Annotated in this window: 20 protein-coding genes and 3 tRNA genes; 15 read left to right on the forward strand and 8 right to left on the reverse strand. The window is 58.2% G+C overall.

All coding sequences use genetic code 11. The features are described 5' to 3' along the window. Positions 1-26: 26 nt before the first annotated feature. The 7 genes from AC0ZWN_RS07580 to AC0ZWN_RS07610 all read left to right on the forward strand — a co-directional run bounded on the left by AC0ZWN_RS07580 (position 27) and on the right by AC0ZWN_RS07610 (position 5320). Complete coding sequence (locus AC0ZWN_RS07580; RefSeq protein ID WP_093431046.1) at positions 27-1064, forward strand: DNA topoisomerase IB; 1038 nt, start codon at positions 27-29, stop codon at positions 1062-1064. Positions 1065-1207: 143 nt separating this feature from the next. Continuing rightward, the gene (locus AC0ZWN_RS07585; RefSeq protein WP_476334596.1) at positions 1208-2845 is read left to right on the forward strand and encodes an ABC-F family ATP-binding cassette domain-containing protein; all 1638 of its coding nucleotides are present in this window, start codon (positions 1208-1210) and stop codon (positions 2843-2845) included. A 71-nt stretch (positions 2846-2916) separates the two neighbouring features. Beyond that, positions 2917-3147 (forward strand): hypothetical protein, encoded by a 231-nt coding sequence (locus AC0ZWN_RS07590; RefSeq protein WP_186621397.1) that lies wholly within the window; start codon positions 2917-2919, stop codon positions 3145-3147. A gap of 118 nt (positions 3148-3265) precedes the next feature. After that, entirely contained in the window at positions 3266-3496 is a 231-nt protein-coding gene (locus AC0ZWN_RS07595; RefSeq protein ID WP_008082703.1) for a hypothetical protein, read from the forward strand. A gap of 258 nt (positions 3497-3754) precedes the next feature. Next, complete coding sequence (locus AC0ZWN_RS07600; RefSeq protein ID WP_093431037.1) at positions 3755-4039, forward strand: hypothetical protein; 285 nt, start codon at positions 3755-3757, stop codon at positions 4037-4039. Positions 4040-4273: 234 nt separating this feature from the next. Further along, complete coding sequence (locus AC0ZWN_RS07605) at positions 4274-4834, forward strand: fasciclin domain-containing protein (RefSeq protein WP_099759294.1); 561 nt, start codon at positions 4274-4276, stop codon at positions 4832-4834. Between the two features lie 324 nt (positions 4835-5158). Next, on the forward strand, positions 5159-5320 hold the full coding sequence (locus tag AC0ZWN_RS07610) for a hypothetical protein (protein WP_476334599.1): 162 nt from the start codon (positions 5159-5161) through the stop codon (positions 5318-5320). 423 nt (positions 5321-5743) lie between these two features. Here the strand turns inward: AC0ZWN_RS07610 and AC0ZWN_RS07615 are convergent. From AC0ZWN_RS07615 to AC0ZWN_RS07645, 7 genes are all read right to left on the reverse strand, one after another. Then, positions 5744-5830, reverse strand: a tRNA-Leu gene (locus tag AC0ZWN_RS07615). A gap of 196 nt (positions 5831-6026) precedes the next feature. Beyond that, positions 6027-6100, reverse strand: a tRNA-Cys gene (locus AC0ZWN_RS07620). Between the two features lie 47 nt (positions 6101-6147). Continuing rightward, positions 6148-6223: transfer RNA gene (locus AC0ZWN_RS07625), tRNA-Gly, on the reverse strand. A 60-nt stretch (positions 6224-6283) separates the two neighbouring features. Continuing rightward, on the reverse strand, positions 6284-6844 hold the full coding sequence (gene pgsA, locus AC0ZWN_RS07630) for a CDP-diacylglycerol--glycerol-3-phosphate 3-phosphatidyltransferase (protein ID WP_007950102.1): 561 nt from the start codon (positions 6842-6844) through the stop codon (positions 6284-6286). A gap of 32 nt (positions 6845-6876) precedes the next feature. Continuing rightward, positions 6877-8700 (reverse strand): excinuclease ABC subunit UvrC, encoded by a 1824-nt coding sequence (uvrC, locus tag AC0ZWN_RS07635; RefSeq protein ID WP_093430986.1) that lies wholly within the window; start codon positions 8698-8700, stop codon positions 6877-6879. Positions 8701-8702: 2 nt separating this feature from the next. Continuing rightward, the gene (gene gacA / locus AC0ZWN_RS07640; protein ID WP_016984198.1) at positions 8703-9344 is read right to left on the reverse strand and encodes a response regulator transcription factor GacA; all 642 of its coding nucleotides are present in this window, start codon (positions 9342-9344) and stop codon (positions 8703-8705) included. A 127-nt stretch (positions 9345-9471) separates the two neighbouring features. After that, a complete protein-coding gene (locus tag AC0ZWN_RS07645) occupies positions 9472-9915 on the reverse strand; it encodes a GNAT family N-acetyltransferase (RefSeq protein WP_476334601.1) in 444 nt (147 codons plus the stop codon). Between the two features lie 733 nt (positions 9916-10648). Between AC0ZWN_RS07645 and AC0ZWN_RS07650 the strand changes: the two genes are divergently transcribed. Next, entirely contained in the window at positions 10649-11725 is a 1077-nt protein-coding gene (locus AC0ZWN_RS07650) for a 3-deoxy-7-phosphoheptulonate synthase (RefSeq protein WP_476334602.1), read from the forward strand. Positions 11726-11779: 54 nt separating this feature from the next. On the opposite strand, the gene AC0ZWN_RS07655 is transcribed toward AC0ZWN_RS07650, so the two are convergent. Further along, positions 11780-12859, reverse strand: a complete 1080-nt coding sequence (locus AC0ZWN_RS07655; RefSeq protein ID WP_476334604.1) for a hypothetical protein — start codon at positions 12857-12859, stop codon at positions 11780-11782. Positions 12860-13194: 335 nt separating this feature from the next. Between AC0ZWN_RS07655 and AC0ZWN_RS07660 the strand changes: the two genes are divergently transcribed. The 7 genes from AC0ZWN_RS07660 (at position 13195) to AC0ZWN_RS07690 (ending at position 21668) form a co-directional block, all read left to right on the forward strand. Beyond that, positions 13195-14064 (forward strand): lipase family alpha/beta hydrolase, encoded by an 870-nt coding sequence (locus AC0ZWN_RS07660; protein ID WP_476334640.1) that lies wholly within the window; start codon positions 13195-13197, stop codon positions 14062-14064. Between the two features lie 98 nt (positions 14065-14162). Beyond that, positions 14163-14444, forward strand: coding sequence for a peptidylprolyl isomerase (locus AC0ZWN_RS07665; RefSeq protein WP_007912303.1), 282 nt, complete (start codon positions 14163-14165; stop codon positions 14442-14444). A 133-nt stretch (positions 14445-14577) separates the two neighbouring features. Next, complete coding sequence (locus AC0ZWN_RS07670) at positions 14578-16446, forward strand: extracellular solute-binding protein (RefSeq protein ID WP_476334605.1); 1869 nt, start codon at positions 14578-14580, stop codon at positions 16444-16446. Then, the gene (locus AC0ZWN_RS07675; RefSeq protein WP_257355297.1) at positions 16446-17489 is read left to right on the forward strand and encodes a microcin C ABC transporter permease YejB; all 1044 of its coding nucleotides are present in this window, start codon (positions 16446-16448) and stop codon (positions 17487-17489) included. Before AC0ZWN_RS07670 ends, AC0ZWN_RS07675 begins: the two co-directional genes overlap by 1 nt. Beyond that, entirely contained in the window at positions 17489-18511 is a 1023-nt protein-coding gene (locus AC0ZWN_RS07680) for an ABC transporter permease (protein ID WP_093430971.1), read from the forward strand. Before AC0ZWN_RS07675 ends, AC0ZWN_RS07680 begins: the two co-directional genes overlap by 1 nt. 9 nt (positions 18512-18520) lie before the next feature. After that, complete coding sequence (locus AC0ZWN_RS07685) at positions 18521-20095, forward strand: ABC transporter ATP-binding protein (protein ID WP_476334606.1); 1575 nt, start codon at positions 18521-18523, stop codon at positions 20093-20095. 166 nt (positions 20096-20261) lie between these two features. Further along, positions 20262-21668, forward strand: coding sequence for a sigma-54 interaction domain-containing protein (locus AC0ZWN_RS07690; protein WP_476334607.1), 1407 nt, complete (start codon positions 20262-20264; stop codon positions 21666-21668). Positions 21669-21685 lie beyond the last annotated feature (17 nt).

Here is a 21685-nt window from a genome sequence, read left to right on the forward strand (position 1 = left end):
CCGCCGCGCCATCAAAGGAAACTGCCATGCCCGACACCGTGCTGACTGCCGACCTGCCATCCGACCTGCATTACGTCGACGACACCCAGCCCGGTATCACCCGCAAGAAGCTGCGTGGCAAGTTCAGCTATTTCGAGCCGTCCGGCCAGCGCATCAGTGATCCGGATGAAATCAAACGCATCAATGCCCTTGCCGTACCACCCGCCTATACCGATGTGTGGATCTGTCCGGATCCGCGCGGTCATCTGCAAGCCACCGGCCGTGATGCCCGTGGCCGCAAGCAATATCGCTATCACGCGCGCTGGCGCGAAGTGCGCGATGCCGACAAGTATTCGCGCCTGCGTGAGTTCGGTCTCGCGTTGCCGAAACTGCGCAAGCAACTGGAGGCGCTATTGGCCGCGCCCGGCTTCAGTCGTGACAAGGTCATGGCGACGGTGATCACTCTGCTCGACGCCACATTGATCCGGGTCGGCAATACGCAATACGCCCGCGACAACCGTTCCTACGGCCTGACCACCCTGCGCAGCCGACATGTCGAAGTCAACGGCAGCGCGATCCTGTTCCAGTTTCGCGGCAAAAGCGGCATCGAACACCAGATCACCGTCAAGGATCGGCGTCTGGCGCGCATCATCAAGCGTTGCCTGGAGATTCCCGGCCAGAACCTGTTTCAGTATCTCGATGAAAACGGTGAGCGACACACCGTCAGTTCTTCCGACGTCAACGCCTACCTGCAAACCCTGACCGGCGCCGATTTCACCGCCAAGGATTACCGCACCTGGGCCGGCAGTGCCTTGGCGCTGGCGGTGTTGCGCGAGTTGCAATGGGAGTCCGAGACCGAGGCCAAGCGGCATGTGGTGGAGATGGTCAAAGGCGTCGCCAAGCAGTTGGGCAACACCCCGGCGGTGTGCCGAAAATGCTACATTCACCCCGCCGTGGTGGAGAAATTCATGCTCGGCGCCCTCGCTGAACTGCCTCGCCCGCGCGTGCGCAAAGGCCTGCGTGCGGAGGAAGTGGCACTGGCGATGTTTCTCGAGCGAATGAGCGAGATGACCGATGCATCTTGATCCGCAAGGGAGCGTCATCTAGGCTAGCGACCTCTCCTCCTTCGGACGACCGCAGCAGTGAACAATCCAGCCTTCTAAAAATGTAATCGCGACACGCCGTTCTCGGCGCTTGTCAGTTTTCACGACATTTTTTGGAGGTGCCGATGACTCACGTCTCGCGTACACCCGCACTCGTTTCCCTGAATCAACTGGGCTTTCAGTTCGCCAATGGCGCAACACTGTTCGAAGACCTGAACCTGACTTTCGATCATCAACCGACTGCGATCGTCGGGCGCAATGGTGTTGGCAAAAGCGTGCTTGCACGTTTGATTGCCGGGCAATTACAACCCGGCACCGGCAGCGTGGCACGCTTGGTTTGCGTGCATTACGTCGCACAAACGTTCATCGCCACACCCGGGCAAACCGTCGCCGATGCAACGGGGACGGCCCCGGCGCTCAGCGCACTGGAGCGACTAAGATGCGGTGCTGCCACTGCGCACGACTTCGACCTCATCGATGAACGCTGGGATCTGGCCGAACGCTTGCGCCAGATGCTCGATGGGGCCGGGCTGACCGACCTCACCGGGTCGGATCTGACGGAGCACCTCAGCGGTGGCCAGCAAGCCAGAATCGCTTTGATCGGCGCACTGCTGAGTCAGGCGCCATTGCTGGTGCTCGACGAGCCCACCAATCACCTCGACAGCGCCGGTCGGCAATGGCTGATGAGCCTGCTTGAGCGCTGGCGTGGCGGCCTGATTATCGTCAGTCACGACCGCCAGCTTCTGGAGCAGATGCAGCGATTTGTCGAACTCACGGCGTTGGGAGTAACGGTTTTCAGCGGAAGGTTTTCGGATTTCACCGAGCAACGCAGGATCCATCAACAGGCGGCGCAGACACTGCTCGATCGGGCCCGTATCGAACGTCAGCGCGAACGTACGCGGCTGCAACGCGAGCACGACACGATCCAGCGCCATGCGGCCGGCAGCCGTCGCCACGCACAAAGTGCCAACGTTTCGGGCTTCGAACAGGCAGCGTTGAAAGCCGCTGCGCGGGACATCATGGGGCAGGTAAAAGTCGGTCACCAGGTACGCAAGGCCGATCTGGATCAGCGTGTTCGCGAGGCGTACGAAAACGTCCTGCCCGCCGACGGCGTGCTGATCAATCTGCCGGGCAGCATGGTGCCGAGCAATCGGCGGGTGTGCACGCTGATCGACGCGTGCTTGCCATGGTTACCGGCAGATGCGCCCAGCACCCGCCTTGACCTCGCCATTCAAGGGCCGATGCGCATCGCTGTCAGCGGTCACAACGGTTGTGGCAAATCGACGCTGTTGAAATTGCTGGCAGGTGAATGGGCGCCGGTAAGCGGCGAGTGCATCACGCACGTGCCTTTTGCCTTTCTCGACCAACAACTGAAGCTGCTGGATGATCAAACGTCGATTGTCGATCAGTTGCAGGCACAGCAAACACTTTTGAGCGAAGGTGAGTTGCGCAGCTTTCTCGCTCATCTGCAACTCGACGCACAACGCGTTAACCGCCCGTGCGCCTCACTCAGTGGCGGCGAACGCTTGAAAGCAGCCCTTGCGCTGGCGTTGTGGCGCCAGACGCCCGCACAATTACTGCTGCTGGATGAGCCGACCAATCATCTGGACCTGGCGTCGGTGCACGCTTTCGAACACGCCTTGCAGGCATTTCCCGGAGCGATTGTCGCGGTTTCCCACGATCAAGCGTTTCTACAGGCGTTAAACCCAAGCCATTGTTTGACCTGGCACCCCGAAGGCTGGCGCTGGCAACCGACGAGCTGACCTGCCTATTTTTTGCACGATTGCCGAGGGCTTCTATAGTTGATCTGACACGAATCAGCTGCGGTGACGCCATGGAAGACATTTTCGTCGTGAAGCGTTGCAACAAGATCATTATTTACGGCCGACGTGCCGAAGACAGCCAGCATGATCCCGCCAAAGCCACTAGCTGGTTTCGCATCTGCGACACACGTACTGGCGGTTTCATCGGCGATGGCTACGACACGGAGGGTGAAGCACGAGGTGAATGCAGACGCCTCAACGCAGCGAGTTCCCCATCAGCGGCCCGCCAGTCTTCAGGCTGATGCCGATCAGAAGCGGGTCTATACTGAAACCAGCTGAAGGAGCAGCGCCCCACGGCAGAAGGCTCGCAACACGCGGGCTTTTTGCTGCAGCTCAGGTTTCATAGAACGGAGGTGTTCCATGTCCGAAAAAGAGTCCATCACCACCCTCCTCACCCTGCTCGACGCTCGACAAGCGCGCCTCGCCGCCGCTTGCAAAGAGATCGCCGACTGGGTCGATCACCAAGGTGGACACCCCACCGCCCTGCGCATTCGAGACCGGCTGAACGACATCGAGAAGGATGCTCCGCTGATTCGCAACACGCTGTCGGCGCTAAAGCCTGTTGATCGGCCACTGCCTCGGTTCAGATGACCTCGACCCGGCCAGGGTGTCAGGAATTTGCTCATTAGCGGTGACACAGGAGTCACCGCGCTTGTGTCTGCCCGTAATGTCTATTTTTCCAGTTTTTCACGTGACGACTGCATCTGCGCGACGACAGTGAAATCACTCCTTTGCAAAGTAACGCCCTCTCCCGCCCGCATGTGGGTGTTTTTTTGACCAGCGCCCAAATGGCGAACGGTTGCCGTGCGTGAGTTGTCATAACTTATACATGTCGCAAAGGAGACAGTTATGGTTATCCATTTCAACGTCGACGGGCATCTGGCCTGCGGCCATAAAGGCAAACAACTGTCGGCAAGCCGCGAACTCAATCGCGTGAAGTGCCGCAGTTGCCGCAATACCGATGCCTACAAACAGGCGCGAAAGGATCAGCGCAACGCCACCCGCCGCATGGCCCGTCAGGCCAAAACCTCCCACGGTGCAACCAACTGGCGCGCAGAGTGGATCGAGCGCCTGACTGCAATGGCCGGTCTTCAGCGCTTGCCTCGCGGCTTTAGCGGGCAAGCATTCGTCTAGCAGTGCGTGTAAGCAAGGCACAAAAAAGGCCTGCATGAGGAAACTCATGTAGGCCTTTGCTATTCAGGGTGGCCGAACCGGCACACCGTTATGAGCGGCCACCAGTACCAGGACAAAAGCCTGACACCGACAGCACTCACAAAATCATTTCAACAACCGATGCATCCATTTTGATCGCTGGCTCGTAGATCCAATACCCTCACTCGGAGGGCACAAGAGCCAAGGAGATACATCATGCATGCCTTTTACAAAAAAATTGCTGCAGCAGCCTGCTTCGCCATTCTCTGTGTAACTGCAACGCTCAGCTTTGCCGCCGACTCGGTGATGGTCGGAGGCGCAGCGATGTACCCCACTAAAACCATCGTTGAGAACGCAGTCAACTCGAAGGATCACACGACACTTGTAGCGGCGGTCAAGGCTGCCGGGCTGGTTGATACGCTCAACAGCAAAGGTCCATTCACCGTCTTCGCTCCGACAAACGAAGCGTTTGCGAAGCTTCCGGCAGGCACCGTCGACACGCTGGTAAAGCCTGAACACAAAGCCGATCTGACCAAAATCCTGACCTACCATGTTGTGCCCGGCACTCACACATCCACACAAATAATGGCCGAGGCCAAAAAGAACGGCGGCACCGTTATGCTGAAAACCGTTCAAGGTGAGTCGCTGAGTATCAAGCTGTACGAAGGCAAGCTATGGGTGGTGGACGCCAAAGGCGGTAAGGCAAGTATCAGCATCGCAGACGTGATGCAGTCAAACGGCGTGATCCACGTTGTCGATTCTGTCTTGATGCCTTAAACGCGCCGGGTTCCCGGCGGACGCACAGTTTGCCGGGTGCTAATACCCGAACAGGCACTTCACAAGCGGGTTCAGCATTGAGCAAATGGTTTTGTCTGGCGGTTGCGCGGCGATACAGCGAATGTTTTACGAACCAAATTTCAAATAACCCAGCCAACTCGGGAGGGTCTTTTGGTTGCTCGCTGATTTCCAGATACCGCCTGACTGGTGAGCCTCGCTGTAGCACAACCGAGGCGCTGAAGGATGAATATACGTTCATCGAAAACATGGTTCGATGCGTCTAGGCTGCGGGTTCCGACATAGTGACTACAGGAGTAACCCACCATGTTCTCGCACGAAAGCATCCCGCTTGTGGCCATCTTCATCATCATGCTCATCGGCGTGCTTGTGGCCTTCCTGCATCCGGTACACGCGTTCTTTAGCTGGCTTCGGAGACGAAGTGAAAAAACTTCGTCTCGTTCTCCGAAAGAAGTGGATTCGCGCTGAACTCTTCCCTAAAAGCCCGGCTACGTCCGGGCATCTTTTCGTAACGCCATGCAGCTTGCAGATATTAGCCGCTGGGCAATCGAGAGATTTGGATGAAACTGCGAGCTATGACAACCGTCTCGTACCAAACCGCTGGCACACCACCTGAATGCACTCCCCTCCGCGCCCAACGGCAACCAGCGGAACGGATGGCTTAAGGCTGAGTTTCAGAGGCAAGATTTGCGCGCCTAGGCAGGTACAGACAAGGCAGAGTCCAGCGTGAGATTTTGCAGGCGGGGAATCAACTTGAGTGTACGACCGTGATAATGACCGAGCCATACATCAGGAATTGCAAGGGCAAACAGCAATGCCAACCAAATGATTGTGGACCAGAAACAAACAAGGGCTTGCATCAGCTTTCGCCCGCAAACCCTTGATTTAAGATGGTGCCCGAAGCCGGAATCGAACCGGCACGCCCTTACGAGCGGGGGATTTTAAGTCCCATGCGTCTACCAGTTTCGCCATTCGGGCGGTAGCGCGGTGCTGCTATCTTCTGCTGCACAGTCGCGATCCTGACAGGATCAAGCCTTGAACAGCAGTGCGGGAAATATATACATCACTTCCCGGTGAAGCAAGTTTGCAATGGCCGTTATTCAAGACTAAATCTTGCAGCGCAGTGCAAATAAAAAAGCTCCGTAAATCATGGATCTACGGAGCTTGTTTATAGTGGAGGCCGAGGTCGGAATCGAACCGGCGTAGGTGGATTTGCAATCCACTGCATAACCATTTTGCTACTCGGCCTCAAAGTATCTGCTGTCAGTAGCACAACAACAAACACTGTACAAACTTGGAGCGGGAAACGAGACTCGAACTCGCGACCCCGACCTTGGCAAGGTCGTGCTCTACCAACTGAGCTATTCCCGCTTGGTGATGCGCATTCTATAGAATTAAGAAGCTCCGTCAACCCCTTGATTCAAAAAAGTTTTATTTCTTTTCAACATCAGTCTTCAGGTGCGGCCAGGCGGCGCGCAGGTACTGCACCATCGACCACAAGGTCAGGCCGGCAGAGACCATCAGCAAGGCATAACCCAAGATAACCCAGAAACTGAAGTCCTTCGGGTTGGCCAACAGAATGACCAGCGCAAGCATCTGCGCCGCAGTTTTCCACTTGCCCAGATTTGAAACGGCTACGTGGGCACGAGCACCAAGCTCGGCCATCCATTCACGCAATGCCGACACCACAATCTCGCGACCGATGATGACAGCAGCCGGCAGAGTGAGCCAGAGATTGCCGTGCTCTTGAACCAGCAGCACCAGTGCCACCGCAACCATGAGCTTGTCGGCTACCGGATCGAGAAACGCCCCGAACGGAGTGCTTTGCTCCAGACGGCGAGCCAGATAACCGTCCAGCCAATCCGTCGCTGCCGCAAAGGCAAACACCGAGGCGGAGGCCATGTAACTCCACTGATAAGGCAGATAGAACAGCAAAATGAAGATCGGAATGAGCAGGACGCGTAGAACGGTAATCAGATTAGGGATATTCATCGGCACAACTGGCTACGAGGTGAAGGGGCATTCTACTCGCTATGCAGGTTCGCATAAATCGACTCTGCGAGCTTTTTACTGATCCCCGGGGCTTTGGCGATCTCTTCGATGCTTGCACGAGTCAGCTCCTGCAATCCACCAAAATGTTTCAACAAGTCGCGACGTCGGGTCGGCCCAACGCCGGCAACGCCTTCCAGCGTTGACGTACGGCGGGTTTTGCCACGGCGTGCGCGGTGTCCGGTAATCGCGAAGCGGTGCGCCTCATCGCGAATCTGTTGAATCAAGTGCAGCGCCGGCGAGTCGCCACGCAAGGTGAACTCATGCGCCGCATCATTCAGATACAACGTTTCGAAGCCCGCCTTGCGAGTAGCGCCTTTGGCAACACCGAGCAGAATCAGATCTGGTACGGCCAACTCGTTGAGAACATCGCGAGCCATCGACAGCTGGCCCTTGCCACCGTCCACCAGCAAGATGTCTGGCAACTTGCCCTCGCCTTCCTTGAGTTTGCTGAAGCGTCGCGTCAAGGCCTGATGCATGGCGGCATAGTCGTCACCCGCCGTGACCCCTTCGATGTTATAGCGCCGGTAGTCCGACTTGATCGCGCCTTCCGGGCCAAAGACCACACAGGAAGCAACCGTCGCCTCACCGCTGGAATGGCTGATGTCGTAGCATTCCAGGCGCTGCGGCGGTTCATCGAGATTCAACACTTCGGCCAAGGCTTCAAAGCGCGCAGCGGTGTGTTGGCGGTTGGCCAGGCGTGCACCTAATGCCTGCTCGGCGTTGGTGACGGCCAGTTGCTGCCAGCGTGCCCGCGTACCGCGCACCCGGTGACTGATGGCAAGCTCGCGACCACGCAACTCATGGATCGCTTCGATCAACGTTGGAAAATCTTCATGCACCACGTTGACGATCAGTTCGCTCGGCAAATCGCGCTCAGGGCTGCTGATGAAATACTGGCCAAGAAACGCGGCCATGACTTCCGACACGTCCTCCTCGATGCCGACTTGCGGAAAGAAATTCTTGCTCCCCAACACGCGCCCGCCACGCACACTGATCAGGTGCACGCAGGCGCCACCCGGGTTAACGAATGCCGCGATGACATCGATGTCCCCTGTGCCGCCTTCCATGCTTTGTTGATCCTGAACCCTGCGCAGCAGCGCGATCTGGTCACGCAACTCGGCGGCTCGTTCGAACTCCAGGTTGATCGCCGCCTCCTCCATCGCCGTGGACAGCTCGTTGGTCAGCGCGTGACTGCGCCCCTCAAGAAACATGACCGAGTGGCGCACGTCTTCGGCATACACGTCAGGCTCGACCAGCCCCACGCAAGGCGCCTTGCAGCGCTTGATCTGATACTGCAGACATGGACGGGTACGGTTCTTGTAGTAGCTGTCTTCACACTGCCGAACGAAGAAGGTCTTTTGCAGCAGACTCAGGCTTTCACGTATGGCGCCGGCACTCGGATAGGGACCGAAGTACTTGCCCTTGGCCTTTTTGGCCCCGCGATGAATGCTCAGGCGCGGAAACTGGCCGTCGGACAGAAACACATAGGGATAGGATTTGTCGTCGCGCAGCAGGATATTGTACGGCGGCCGCCACTCCTTGATCAGCGTCTGCTCAAGCAGCAGCGCTTCGGTTTCGTTGGCGGTGATGGTCGTTTCGACCTGCGCAATGCGCCCCACCAACGCGGCAGTCTTCGGCGCCAGGCCGGTTTTGCGAAAGTAGCTGGCCAGGCGTTTTTTCAGGTTCTTGGCCTTGCCCACGTACAACAGGCGTGCATCGCTGTCGAACATGCGATAGACGCCTGGGCGCCCGCTGACTGTCGACAGAAACGCGCCGGAATCGAATGTTTCAGTCATGGTCAGAGGCTGGCATCAACCATGCCGTGACGAACCGCCAACAGGGTCAACTCGACATCGCTGCTGATCGAAAGCTTCTCGAAAATACGATAGCGGTAGGTGTTCACGGTTTTCGGCGACAGGCACAATTTGTCGGAAATGATCTGTACCTTCTGACAGCCGACAATCATCAAGGCGATCTGAATTTCGCGCTCGGACAAGGCATCGAAGGGAGAATCGTTGGAGGGCTGGAAGGATTTGATCGCCAATTGCTGGGCAATCTGCGGACTGATATAGCGTTGGCCGGCAAATACCAGGCGAATCGCCTGGACCATTTCCGGCAAACCCGCGCCCTTGGTCAGATAACCCGCAGCACCGGCCTGCAACAAGCGTGTCGGGAAAGGATCCTCCTCACACACCGTGACCGCGACCACCTTGATATCCGGATGACTGCGCAACAGTTTGCGCGTGGCTTCCAGGCCGCCGATGCCAGGCATCTTGACGTCCATCAGCACCACATCGGGCTTCAACTCTCGAGCCTTGATCAGGGACTCTTCCCCGGATTCGGCCTGGCCAACCACCTGCAAGCCATCGATATCGGCCAGCATACGTGTAATGCCTGTACGAACGAGATCATGGTCATCGACCACTAGCACCCTAATCAAGCAGACACCTCGCGATATGGTCATATTGGGATGCCGGACACCTTAGCAAAAAGTGCCACGCAGACCTAGCGGAAAGCGTCATTTAAAAAGTTTCAATTCATCATTGAAGGCTTGCCGGCCGTGGGTTTCAGAGCACATGTGTACTGATATCAAGCTGCATTCGCAGAAAACACTCGTCCGCGCCCCGAACCTGTAGTCCTTTTCTCTCATACAAGTTTCTCGCCGGATTATTTTCAAATACGGTCAGGCGTAGAGCCGGGCGTCTTTCTTTGCGGACCATGTCGATAACCTGATCGATCGCCCAAGAACCAGCGCCCTGCCCCTGATGCGTTTCAGCAACCTGCAGTTCACGAATGTACAGCGCGCGCATATCCCGACTGAGACTGAGAAAGCCCACTGGCACATCACCCTTCACTATCAGCCAGTTTTGCCGCCCCAACCATGCCACGTCGAACGCTTCGTCCTGCCATAGCAGGTCATGGCGAATGTAGTAGCGCAGCATGTTCTGACAGGTAAGATCACGGGCAAACGCCAGATCTTCTGGAACCGCCAATCGTAAGTGGAATGTCATCAGGCTTGCACAGCAGGAACAATTCGCCCCAGCCACGCACCCACGACGCGCTCGGCCTTGACCAACAGATCATCGGCAATGAGCAGAGACTGAGCAGCAGCAATGTTTTGTGTCGACACGGTTCATCCTTGGTCATCAAGCGAAGTGCAGAATGTCACAACTCCAGCGCGACGCTAGCAATAGATGTTTTGTTGATTACGCGATAGCAATTTCTGATTGCTGAGGCGTATCGCCCTCTAGTAAGCTCGGCCCATTCATTGGAGACAGACCATGTTCAACGCCCTCTCACAGCTTCGTACAGCCAGCGCCTTGCGCTCGGTTGCGGCTGCCCGGGTGAATGACGTTTGCGCTCCGGTCAGCTTTTATTTTGGGTATTGGTTTAGCCACTGGCGCGCCTGATACCCAAACGGCGCCCATAACAACGGGTCGCCTACCAGAGAATTCTCAACCCCCGGTCGGCCTCCCGACCGGGGGTTTTGTTTTTTCAGCCCCAAACTTTTCAGCAACACACCAGACACTTTGAGGATTCACGAAATGAACTACGCCACTTATTACCGTTACGACAGCTTTAACGCCTGGCGATTTACCAGCTTCCGCTCGGGACAGCCTGCCGCCTCCGATCGGTCACCTACAGGTGGCAAGCACACACACGTAGCCAATACGGCCAATTGTCGAACACCCCAGTAGGGCCGAGCGAGCGGGAGAACCCGCCGCCAGCCCAGGAAGACCGAATATGAACTCGTCCGTTTCTGCTCTGCCGCTGTCCACTCTGAATCCTGCCAACGAAGCATTGACTCTGCGTCTGCCCAGCTCGTTGCAACTCAAACAGCAATTGCCCCTGAGCAATGCCTTGAGCCAGCAAGTCACCGCCCACCGTCAGGCGGTTCGCGCCATTCTCAACGGCCAGGATCAGCGCCTGCTGGTCATCGTCGGGCCCTGCTCTATCCATGATCCGCTATCCGCACTCGAATACGCTGGCAAGCTCGCTCGACTGGCTGAAGAAGTCAGCGGCGAAATGCTGTTGGTGATGCGAGCCTATGTCGAAAAACCGCGCACCACGGTCGGCTGGAAAGGTCTGGCCTACGACCCGCATCTGGATGGCAGTGATGACATGGCTGGCGGCCTTACGCTTTCGCGTGAGCTGATGCTGGAAATGATCCGCCTCGGCCTGCCGGTGGCCACCGAGCTGCTGCAACCCATGGCTGCCGGTTACTTCGATGACCTGTTGAGCTGGGTGGCCATTGGCGCGCGCACCACTGAATCGCAGATCCATCGGGAGATGGCCAGTGGATTGGGCATGCCCGTCGGCTTCAAGAACGGCACCGACGGCGGTGCCGCCATTGCAGTTGACGCCATGCGTTCGGCAGCCCATCCGCACCGGCATTTCGGCGTCGATAGTCAGGGCCATCCAGCCATCATTCAAACGCCAGGCAACCCCGACACCCACCTCGTTCTGCGCGGCGGCCATAAAGGGCCGAACCATGATCGCGAGAGTGTGGCCAAAATCCATGCCGACCTGGATCGCCTGAAGATTCCGAGCCGGATCATGGTCGATTGCAGCCACGCCAACAGTGGCAAGGACCCGCTACGCCAGCCTGGCGTCTTCAACGAAGTGCTTGAGCAACGCCTGCAAGGTGACCGTTCTCTGATCGGCATGATGATCGAGTCTCACCTGTTCGAGGGCTGCCAGCCGCTGAGCGAATCCCTGCGTTACGGGGTTTCGATTACCGATGGCTGCCTCGGTTTCAGCGCAACGGAGCGTTTGCTGCTGGACGCCTCTCAACGCCTCAGTACACAGACAAAAGGCTGATTATCCGGCCAGCCCCGCAGATTTATTGCAAACCGCAGGGCTGGTCACGCCGCGTTACCCCTCCACTCGCACCTGTGTGGCCGCAGACGTCTGACTGACATCGTCCAGACGTTCAACCGTGTAGGCCACCCGCACGGTCGTGCCAAGGTGCTCACGCCAGAATCGGTGCGGCACAATGAAGATCAGCGGCTTCCCCGCCGTCTCCCGAGTGATTTCACGGTCATCCCGATGATTGAACAGTTCCCCGTCGCACTTGAGATAGACCAACTCGCCTTCCTGCGTCCGGGCATTACCGATCACGATGGTGACGCCATCGACGGAGTCCTCTTTCAACAGCACGCCGTCTTCAGCCTCAAGTACATCGGGAGCCTCAAGTTCTCCCCGCAGGAACGGGGTTACGAGAATTCTTGCCGCCTCGGACTCGCGAATGACTCCGCCCGCCTGCTCGACCTGATAACGCACCACCACCTCGCCGCCGAGATGAGCAGCGATGTGCGCCCCTTCAACCCAGAATGACAGTACGTCTGCGACAGCAAAGGTTTCGACCTTCAAGCTGTCGCTGAACGTTGCTGACAATGCGTCAGCGCCCCACAGCAACGTGACTCGATCCCCCGCCGCCATTCGGGCATAAGGCTGGAGCACGATAAGCGTGCCGTCCGGCACCCGCGCCGGATCCAGCGCCCCTCCGATCGCCCCCTCGACAATCGGTGCAAGCAATTGTGGCCGGACATCGCCCACGGACAAATGCACACGGGCAGACACCGCCGGTTCAGCCGAGCGCGCACTGAGCAGTTTCCAGTAGACCGCCAGCGAACCGCCATCCAGTGCAGCGATGTGCAGGCCTTTGATCACGAAAACGATATCTTTGCCGACCTGGGCTTCGCTGATATAGCGAACCATTTCATGCTGATAAGCAAAGCCCTCTATGTCCAGACCGTCCCAACTCAAGAGCAACTGATCGCCGCAGCTCATGTTTGCATAAGGAGCAATACGGACAACGACCTTGCCCAGCGATGGATCAAGCACCGCCCCCTTCAGACTATCAACGGTTGCCGCTGGCAGCAGTTCGTTCGAAACACAGGGGCTGGCGGGGTGGCGCATCCGGTAGCAAAACTCGACTTCGTGCGTGTGCATTAGTGGCTCCATTCCTTGGAAAGAACGCCGCTTTCATGGGCGGCGTCGACAGCCAACATTGAACGCTATTGCGCACACTTTCGATGTCAGCCTCAGCCGCCGCGAACATCCGGCAAAGGCCTCCCACCGGGTAGGCAAACTACGCAAAAACGCCATCAACCGAGCGAAAGATGTCCTCAACTTCCGATTCGGATTTCATAAGTATCTGAAAATTCGTACAGCCACTAGTCCAGATTCAACGGCCAAGAGAAGCCCCTTCTTACTTCTTCAACGGGATGAGTGTTTTAGAGTGGCCTCCGGATTCCCCGATGAACTTCTGCGAAAAAGGTAAGAACATGCAACGGAATGCTTCAACTCGCTATCCCGTCCTGTTGGTACATGGCCTGTTCGGATTCGAGCGCATCGGTCACTTCGAGCTGTTCCATGACGTAAAGGACGCTCTGAAAACGGCCGGCAGCCGAGTGTTTGTTCCGCACCTTTCTGCCACCCATAAAAACGAAATCAGGGGTGAACAATTACTTGCACAGATTGATCGTGTCTTGCGAGGCACAGGTGCAGACAAAGTCAACCTCATAGGACACAGTCAGGGAGCACTGGCTGCTCGATACGCTGCGGCGCTCGCGCCACACGCCGTCGCTTCCGTAACCTCTGTCAGCGGCCCGAATCACGGTTCAGAACTGGCCGACTTTCTGCGTAAGGCCCTGATACCCGGGCGGCTGCCGGAGGTCGTCGCCCAAAATATAGCGACGCTATTTGCCGATTTTCTATCGTTGCTCAGTGGCAGTGTCACCTTGCCGCAGAACGCACTGGCGGCGCTCAATGCACTGACGACCGAAGGCGTAGGCGAGTTCAACGACAAGTTTCCGCAGGGATTGCCCAGCACTTGGGGCGGACAAGGCCCGGAACAGGTCAACGGCGTACGCTATTACTCATGGAGCGGCGTCCTGCCGGCCAACAGCCCGTCGACACTCGATCCAACCCAAAGCATTTGCCACGCGTTATCGCAGTACTTCATGACCGAAACGCAGCAGAATGACGGCTTCGTTGGCCGCTTCAGTTCTCACTTGGGGCAAGTGATCCGCTCCGACTACCCGCTGGACCATCTGGGCAGCCTGCGCCGCACGGCCAGCACGGCAACCGCACTGCTCGACCCGATTGAGCTGTACGTCGAACATGCTGAACGCCTGCGAGCCGCGAATCTCTGATCAAAGCCACGGACAACCGAACGGAACTTTGCCGAGAATTCGCCCACTGAATCCGGTAGGCTCCACACTTTTACTGAAATAGATTGGAGAGTTTCCCCATGGCTAAAGCCACTGCCCGCCACATCCTGGTTTCCAGCGAAGACAAGTGCAACGAACTCAAGGCCCAGATCGAAGGCGGCGCTGATTTCGCCGAAGTCGCCAAGGCCAACTCCACCTGCCCATCGAGCCGTCAGGGCGGTGATCTGGGTTCGTTCGGTCCTGGCCAGATGGTCAAGGAATTCGACACCGTGGTCTTCAGCGCGCCAATCAACGTCGTGCAAGGTCCGGTAAAAACCCAGTTCGGTTATCACCTGCTGGAAGTCACCAGCCGTCAGGACTGATCCGTCGCCTGATTGCTTGCCAACGGCCCGCCTTCTGGTGGGCCGTTGTGTTTCAGTTACATATACGGCTGGCGACTGACGCGCCTCTCGCGTACAACTTGCGCTTATCGATTTCCCGGTTCCAAGGCTGACAATGCGACTGGTTTTCCCCACATTGATGCTCACCGCCCTCGCCCTGTTGACGGGCGCCACCGGCGCAAACGCTGCACCGCAACACGCGTTGACCGTTTATGGCGAGCCTGCCAAGTATCCTGCCGGTTTCAGTCATTTCGACTACACCAACCTGCAAGCGCCAAAGGGCGGGACAATGCGCCGCTCGGCCATCGAGATCGGCCACTTCGACCATGTTCTTCCTTATATAGACAAAGGCATCGGCGTCACTCAGATCGATGGCTTGCTCTATTCGCCGCTGGCCCAGCGTTCGCTCGACGAGCCTTACACGGTCTACGGTCTGGTCGCGCAAAAGATGGAACGCTCGGACGATGGTCTGTCGCTGCGCTTCTACATCAATCCCAAGGCACGCTTCGCCGACGGCAAAGCGATCACCGCCGAAGACGTGCGTTACACCTACGATTTATTGATGACCCAGGGCAGCCTGCGTTATCGCACCCAGTTTGCCGACGTCAAAGGCGTCGAAGTCGAAGCGCCGCTGACCGTGCGCTTCGATTTCAAGAGTAATGAAAACCGCACCCTGCCACTGGACATCGCGACCCTGCCGGTATTCCCCGAGCATTGGTGGAAGCGTCGCGATTTCGCCGGCGGCGGCGGTTATGAAGCCCCCTTGGGCAGCGGCCCGTATCGAGTCGGCAAGGTCGATTCGGGGCGCAGTATCACGTTTGAACGCAACGCCGACTGGTGGGGCAAGGATCTGCCGGTCAGTCGTGGCTTGTACAATTTCGATCATTTCAGCATCGAGTACTTCGGTGATACCGACGTCGCCCGCCAAGTGCTGCGCGGTGGCGCCTATGACTACAACCGCGAGTTTTCGGCCACTGGCTACTCGATCGGCTATGACAGCCCGGCACTGAGCGACGGACGCCTGCAAAAGGCGCATCTGGCCACCGAGGCGCCACAGTCAGCCCAGGGTTTTGTGTTCAACCTGCAGAAACCCATGTTCGCCGATCGCCGCGTACGCCAGGCCTTGGCCATGCTTTGGGATTTCGAGTGGAGCAACCGGCAGATGATGCGCGGTATGTATATCCGCCAGCAGAGCTACTTTTCCAACACACAACTGGCGGCAAGCGAACTGCCCGATGCGCAGGAACTGAAAATCCTCGAACCGCTGCGCGGCCAGGTTCCCGAAGAGGTTTTCACTAAAGTCTTCGAAGCGCCGAAAACCGATGGCAGCGGCGTCATCCGTGACAAACAGTTGCAGGCCCTCGAACTGCTCGAACAGGCGGGCTGGAAACCGGATGGCGATCAGTTGGTGAACGCCCAGGGCGAACCACTGAGCTTCACCTTCCTGGTCAGCCAGAACGGCATGGATCGCTTGCTGCTGCCGTACAAGCGCACACTGAAACAGATCGGCATCGATCTGAACATTCGCCGTATCGACTCCTCGCAATACGTTAATCGCTTGATGAGCCGCGACTACGACATGATCGTCACCGGCTACCCGGTCAGCACCTCGCCGGGGGGCGAATTGCTCAATTACTTCGCCTCCGCGTCGGCCAACGACCCAGGCGCGAACAACTATATGGTGTTGAAAAATTCTGCCGTGGATACGTTGATCAACGGCCTGATCCGCGCCTCCACCCAGTCCGACATGCTGCATTACGCGCACGCCCTGGACCGGGTCCTGCAATGGAATTACTACTGGATTCCCAACTACTATCCACCGGGCACCTCGACCGTGTGGTGGAACCGCTTCGGCATACCGTCGGTGCAAGCCAGCAATGACGAAGCCATCGAGAGCTGGTGGGAAATCAGCAGCACACCGCTGACCAATCAGCAGATGACCGCGGAAAAAATTGCCCGTGGCAGACCCGGAGGGCCGCACTGATGTGGGGTTACATACTGCGGCGCCTGCTGCTGATCATCCCGACGCTGGTGATCATCCTGCTGGTCAATTTCGTGATTATCCAGGCCGCGCCCGGCGGTCCGGTGGAACAGGCCATCGCTCACCTGCAAGGGATCGGCGGCGCCAGCGAAACCATGAGCGGTACTTCCCGCGCCAGTCGCGGCCTCGATCCGCAACTGATCAAGGACATCGAAAAACAGTACGGCTTCGACAAACCGGCCCATGAACGTTTGTGGCTGATGCTGAAGAACTACGCACAACTGGATTTCGGCAAAAGCTTTTTCCGTGGCGCGACAGTCACCGACCTGATCCTGGAAAAAATGCCGGTGACCATTTCCCTCGGGCTATGGGCGACACTGATCACCTATCTGGTGTCGATCCCGCTGGGGATCCGCAAGGCCGTGCACCATGGCAGTCATTTCGATATCTGGAGCAGCACGGCGATCATCATCGGCTACGCGATGCCGGCGTTTCTGTTTGCGATGTTCCTGATCGTGGTGTTTGCCGGCGGCACGTCGCTGAACTGGTTTCCGGTGCGGGGCCTGGTGTCGGACAACTTCGAATCGCTGTCGACCCTCGGCAAAATCGCTGACTACTTCTGGCACCTGGTGCTGCCGGTGACGGCGCTGGTGATCGGCGGTTTCGCCACGCTGACGATCCTGACCAAGAACTCGTTTCTCAATGAAATCACCCGCCAGTATGTGGTGACCGCGCGCGCCAAAGGCCTGAGCGAGCGTCGCGTGCTGTACGGCCATGTGTTCCGCAACGCGATGCTGCTGGTGGTGTCCGGCATTCCTCAGGCATTCATCAGTGTGTTCTTCGCCGGTTCCTTGCTGATCGAAGTGATCTTCTCCCTCGATGGTCTTGGGCGCATGAGCTACGAAGCAGCAGTTTCGCGGGATTATCCGGTGGTGTTCGGTTCGCTGTTCATCTTTACCCTCTTCGGCCTGCTGATAAAACTGGTGGGTGACCTGTGTTACACGCTGGTCGACCCGCGTATCGACTTCGCTGCGAGGAACGCCTGATGTTCAAGCTCTCGCCTCTGGGCCGCCGGCGCTTCGAGCGCTTCAAGAAAAACCGTCGTGGCTGGTGGTCGTTATGGCTGTTTATCGGCCTGTTTGTGGTGACACTGGGTGGTGAGTTGATCGCCAATGACAAGCCTCTGGTCGTCAGCTATCAGGACCAGTGGTACTTCCCGGTGTTCAAGCGCCACACCGAGCAGGAGTTCGGCGGACAACTGCCGTTCCAGGCCGATTACCGCAGCGACTATGTGCAGAACCTGATTCGCAAGGACGGTGGCTGGCTGCTGTTCCCGCCGATTCCGTTCAGTGACGACACACCGAACTACGACCTCAACAAACCGGCGCCGAGCCCGCCGACGGCGGTCAACTGGCTGGGCACTGATGATCAGGCGCGAGACGTGCTTGCGCGGGTGATTTTCGGTGCTCGGGTGTCGATTCTGTTTGCCTTGATGCTGACCTTTGTCAGCGCTCTGATCGGCATCGCCGCCGGGGCATTGCAGGGCTACTACGGTGGCTGGGTCGATTTGCTCGGGCAGCGCTTGCTGGAAGTCTGGTCGGGGCTGCCGGTGTTGTACCTGTTGATCATCCTCTCCGGTTTCGTCGAGCCGAATTTCTGGTGGCTGCTGGGGATCATGGCGCTGTTCTCATGGCTGGCGCTGGTGGATGTGGTGCGCGCCGAGTTTCTGCGCGGACGTAATCTGGAGTACGTCAAAGCCGCCCGCGCGCTGGGCCTGAGCGATCGCAAGGTGATCTTCCGACACATTCTGCCCAACGCCATGAATGCAACATTGAGCTACTTGCCGTTCATTCTGACCGGGGCGATTTCCACCCTCACCGCGCTGGATTTTCTCGGTTTCGGCATGCCCGCCGGCAGCGCCTCGCTGGGTGAGTTGATCGGTCAGGGCAAACAGAATCTGCAAGCACCGTGGCTCGGGCTGACGGCGTTTTTCACCCTGGCGCTGATTCTTTCTTTATTAGTGTTCATCGGCGAAGCGTTGCGTGACGCGTTCGACCCTCGATCCTGAAGCGTGGCCATGACTGACAACCTGATTGAAATCCGTAACCTCAACGTTGCCTTCCATGACCAGACCGTGGTGCGCGACCTGTGCTTGGACATTCGCCCCGGTGAGTGTCTGGCCCTGGTTGGCGAGTCGGGTTCAGGCAAATCGGTGACTGCCCATTCGATTCTGCAATTGCTGCCCGAAAGCGAAGCGCAAACCACTGGCAGCATTCGCTATCGCGGACAGGAACTGATCGGCGCCGATCCCAAAGTCTTGCGCGAACTGCGTGGCAACCGCATCGCCATGATTTTTCAGGAACCGATGACCTCGCTGAATCCGCTGCACACCATCGAAAAACAGATCGGCGAAACCCTGCTGCTACACCGTGGCCTCGGCGGCAAAGCGGCGCAGGCGCGGATCCTCGAACTGCTCGGACTGGTGGGCATCCAGAAACCCAAGGAACGCCTCAAGGCTTACCCACATCAACTCTCCGGCGGACAACGACAGCGGGTGATGATCGCCATGGCCCTGGCCTGCGAACCGGAGCTGTTGATCGCCGATGAACCGACCACCGCGCTCGACGTGACCGTGCAGCGCAAGATCCTGCTGCTGCTCAAATCCCTGCAACAGCGCCTGGGCATGTCGCTGCTGCTGATCAGCCATGACCTCAATCTGGTGCGCAGCATCGCGCAACGGGTGTGCGTGATGAAGGCCGGGGAAATCGTCGAGCAGGCGCCCTGCGAAACCCTGTTTACCGAACCGAAGCATCCTTATAGCTGCGTGCTGCTCAACGCCGAGCCCGAAGGCGAAGCACTGCCTCGGGATGAGCGCGAAAACGTACTGGAGGTCGACGATCTCAAGGTTGAGTTTGTCGTCGGTGGCGGTCTGTTCCAGCGCAAGCAGTACCTGCGGGCGGTGGATGGCATCAGCCTGAGCATCCAGCGTGGCAAGACGCTGGGCATCGTCGGCGAGTCCGGTTCGGGCAAGTCGACGCTGGGTCAGGCGATCCTGCGTCTGCTCGACTCCGAAGGCAGTATCCGCTTTCAGGGCGAGGCACTCGACGGTCTCAATCAGAAGCAAATGCGCCCATGGCGCCGCCAGATGCAGGTGGTGTTTCAGGATCCGTTCGGCAGCCTCAGCCCGCGCATGTCAGTCGCGCAGATCATCAGCGAAGGCCTGGAAGTGCACTGCGAGTCGACAGCTGATGAATGCGATGAGCAAGTGATCCGCGTACTCAAAGAGGTCGGTCTCGACCCGCAAAGTCGCCATCGCTATCCCCACGAATTCTCCGGTGGCCAGCGCCAACGCATCGCTATCGCCCGAGCTCTGGTGCTGAAACCGGCGCTGATCCTGCTTGATGAGCCGACGTCGGCGCTGGATCGCACGGTGCAGAAACAAGTGGTCGCCCTGCTCCGCCAGCTTCAGGAAAAACACGGTCTGACCTATCTGTTCATCAGCCACGATCTGGCGGTGGTGCGCGCCCTGGCCCACGACATGATCGTGATCAAGGACGGCAAAGTGGTCGAGCGTGGCGCCAGCCATGAGGTGTTCGATGCGCCGCAGCATCCGTACACCAAAGAGCTGTTGGCGGCGGCGCATCCGGGGTAGGCGTCATATGTGTTCGGCGTGAAACCGGGTCGAGGCTTTCGCGAGCAGGCTCGCTCCCACAAGGTTCACGCCGGACACAAAATTTGGCCACGACCCAATCTACTGTGGGAGCGAGCTTGCTCGCGAAAGGGCCGGCACAGGCAACATACAATCAGGATCAGCCTCCATGAACACCACCGAAAGCCTCAAGGACTACCAACGGGTGCGCACCCTGGCGATCCGTTCGCTGTTCGAGATCATCGAGCAATCCAGCGAAGGCACGGTGATTGTCGACCGCGATGCCAACATCGTCTGGATGAACGAGCGTTATGCTCGGCGTTTCGGTCTTGAATCGGCTGCAGGCGCGATCGGCAAATCCTGTGAAAGCGTGATTCCCGGCAGCCTGTTGCGGGAAGTCGTGCGCACCGGTCGCCCTATTCTTCTGGACATGCAGGACACGCCGAAGGAGCCTTTGGTGGTGATGCGCCTGCCGATCCACGATGACGCCGGCACGGTCATCGGCGCGATCGGTTTTGCCCTGTTCGACGAGTTGCGCACGTTGTCACCGATGCTCAAACGCTACTTGAGCATGCAGGAAGAACTGGCCTCGACCCGTTCTCTGCTGCGCGCCCGGCAGACCAAATACAACTTCGCCCATTTCATCGGCACCAGCGCCGCCAGCCTTGAAGTCAAACGCCGCGCCCGGCGCAGTGCCAGCGCCGAGTCACCGGTGTTGCTGCTCGGTGAGACCGGCACCGGCAAAGAGCTGCTGGCCCAAGCGATTCACAGCGCTTCGCCACGGGCGCACAAAGCATTCGTCAGCATCAACAGCGCGGCAATTCCCGAGGCACTGCTGGAGGCGGAATTTTTCGGCACGGCACCGGGCGCGTTCACCGGCGCCGACCGTAAGGGTCGCACCGGCAAGTTGCAAATCGCCCAGGGCGGCACGTTATTCCTCGACGAGATCGGCGACATGCCGCTGCCCTTGCAGAGCAAGCTGCTGCGCGTGTTGCAGGAAAAGGAGTTCGAACCGGTCGGCTCCAACGAGGTGATTCAGAGCGACGTGCGCGTGATCGCTGCTACCTCGACCGATCTGCAAGCGGCGATCAAGCGCGGCGAGTTCCGCGCCGATTTGTACTATCGCCTGAATGTGTTGCCGATTCAGGTGCCGCCATTGCGTGAACGCCTTGATGATTTACCGGCACTCAGTGAAGCGATTCTGGAAGAACTGCGCAGCCAACACGAACTGCACCGGGATGCGCTGGCGTTGCTCGGCCAGCATGCCTGGCCGGGGAACATTCGCGAACTGCGTAATGTGCTCGAACGGGCGGCGTTGCTCAGTGATGACTTGATGCTGACCGAGCAGGATATTCGTGCGGCGATTGGCACGTTGACGCCAGTTGAGCGTGCCTCGGTGCCGACGATGGAGACGCTGGCTGACGAGACTTTTGCTCAGGCGCGGGAGCGGTTTGATCGGCAGTTGATTCAGGCAGCTCTTGCGAAATGTGCGGGGAACGTGCCGGAAGCGGCGGTACGATTGGGGCTTGGGCGGTCGACGTTGTACAAGAAGATGGTGGCGTTGGGGATTGCCTGAGTCTCTAAATAGAGACA

This window comes from Pseudomonas sp. 3B-A001-10F (assembly GCF_056313565.1).

Coding starts and splice junctions, on each gene's coding strand:
- AC0ZWN_RS07650 (WP_476334602.1), top strand. CDS start 10,649: ATGAACTCGTCCGTTTCTGCTCTGCCGCTGTCCACTCTGAATCCTGCC.
- pgsA (WP_007950102.1), bottom strand. CDS start 6,844: ATGAATATCCCTAATCTGATTACCGTTCTACGCGTCCTGCTCATTCCG.
- uvrC (WP_093430986.1), bottom strand. CDS start 8,700: ATGACTGAAACATTCGATTCCGGCGCGTTTCTGTCGACAGTCAGCGGG.
- AC0ZWN_RS07655 (WP_476334604.1), bottom strand. CDS start 12,859: ATGCACACGCACGAAGTCGAGTTTTGCTACCGGATGCGCCACCCCGCC.
- AC0ZWN_RS07680 (WP_093430971.1), top strand. CDS start 17,489: ATGTTCAAGCTCTCGCCTCTGGGCCGCCGGCGCTTCGAGCGCTTCAAG.
- AC0ZWN_RS07660 (WP_476334640.1), top strand. CDS start 13,195: ATGCAACGGAATGCTTCAACTCGCTATCCCGTCCTGTTGGTACATGGC.
- AC0ZWN_RS07585 (WP_476334596.1), top strand. CDS start 1,208: ATGACTCACGTCTCGCGTACACCCGCACTCGTTTCCCTGAATCAACTG.
- AC0ZWN_RS07670 (WP_476334605.1), top strand. CDS start 14,578: ATGCGACTGGTTTTCCCCACATTGATGCTCACCGCCCTCGCCCTGTTG.
- AC0ZWN_RS07690 (WP_476334607.1), top strand. CDS start 20,262: ATGAACACCACCGAAAGCCTCAAGGACTACCAACGGGTGCGCACCCTG.
- AC0ZWN_RS07590 (WP_186621397.1), top strand. CDS start 2,917: ATGGAAGACATTTTCGTCGTGAAGCGTTGCAACAAGATCATTATTTAC.
- AC0ZWN_RS07685 (WP_476334606.1), top strand. CDS start 18,521: ATGACTGACAACCTGATTGAAATCCGTAACCTCAACGTTGCCTTCCAT.
- AC0ZWN_RS07600 (WP_093431037.1), top strand. CDS start 3,755: ATGGTTATCCATTTCAACGTCGACGGGCATCTGGCCTGCGGCCATAAA.
- AC0ZWN_RS07665 (WP_007912303.1), top strand. CDS start 14,163: ATGGCTAAAGCCACTGCCCGCCACATCCTGGTTTCCAGCGAAGACAAG.
- AC0ZWN_RS07675 (WP_257355297.1), top strand. CDS start 16,446: ATGTGGGGTTACATACTGCGGCGCCTGCTGCTGATCATCCCGACGCTG.
- AC0ZWN_RS07595 (WP_008082703.1), top strand. CDS start 3,266: ATGTCCGAAAAAGAGTCCATCACCACCCTCCTCACCCTGCTCGACGCT.
- AC0ZWN_RS07605 (WP_099759294.1), top strand. CDS start 4,274: ATGCATGCCTTTTACAAAAAAATTGCTGCAGCAGCCTGCTTCGCCATT.
- AC0ZWN_RS07645 (WP_476334601.1), bottom strand. CDS start 9,915: ATGACATTCCACTTACGATTGGCGGTTCCAGAAGATCTGGCGTTTGCC.
- AC0ZWN_RS07610 (WP_476334599.1), top strand. CDS start 5,159: ATGTTCTCGCACGAAAGCATCCCGCTTGTGGCCATCTTCATCATCATG.
- AC0ZWN_RS07580 (WP_093431046.1), top strand. CDS start 27: ATGCCCGACACCGTGCTGACTGCCGACCTGCCATCCGACCTGCATTAC.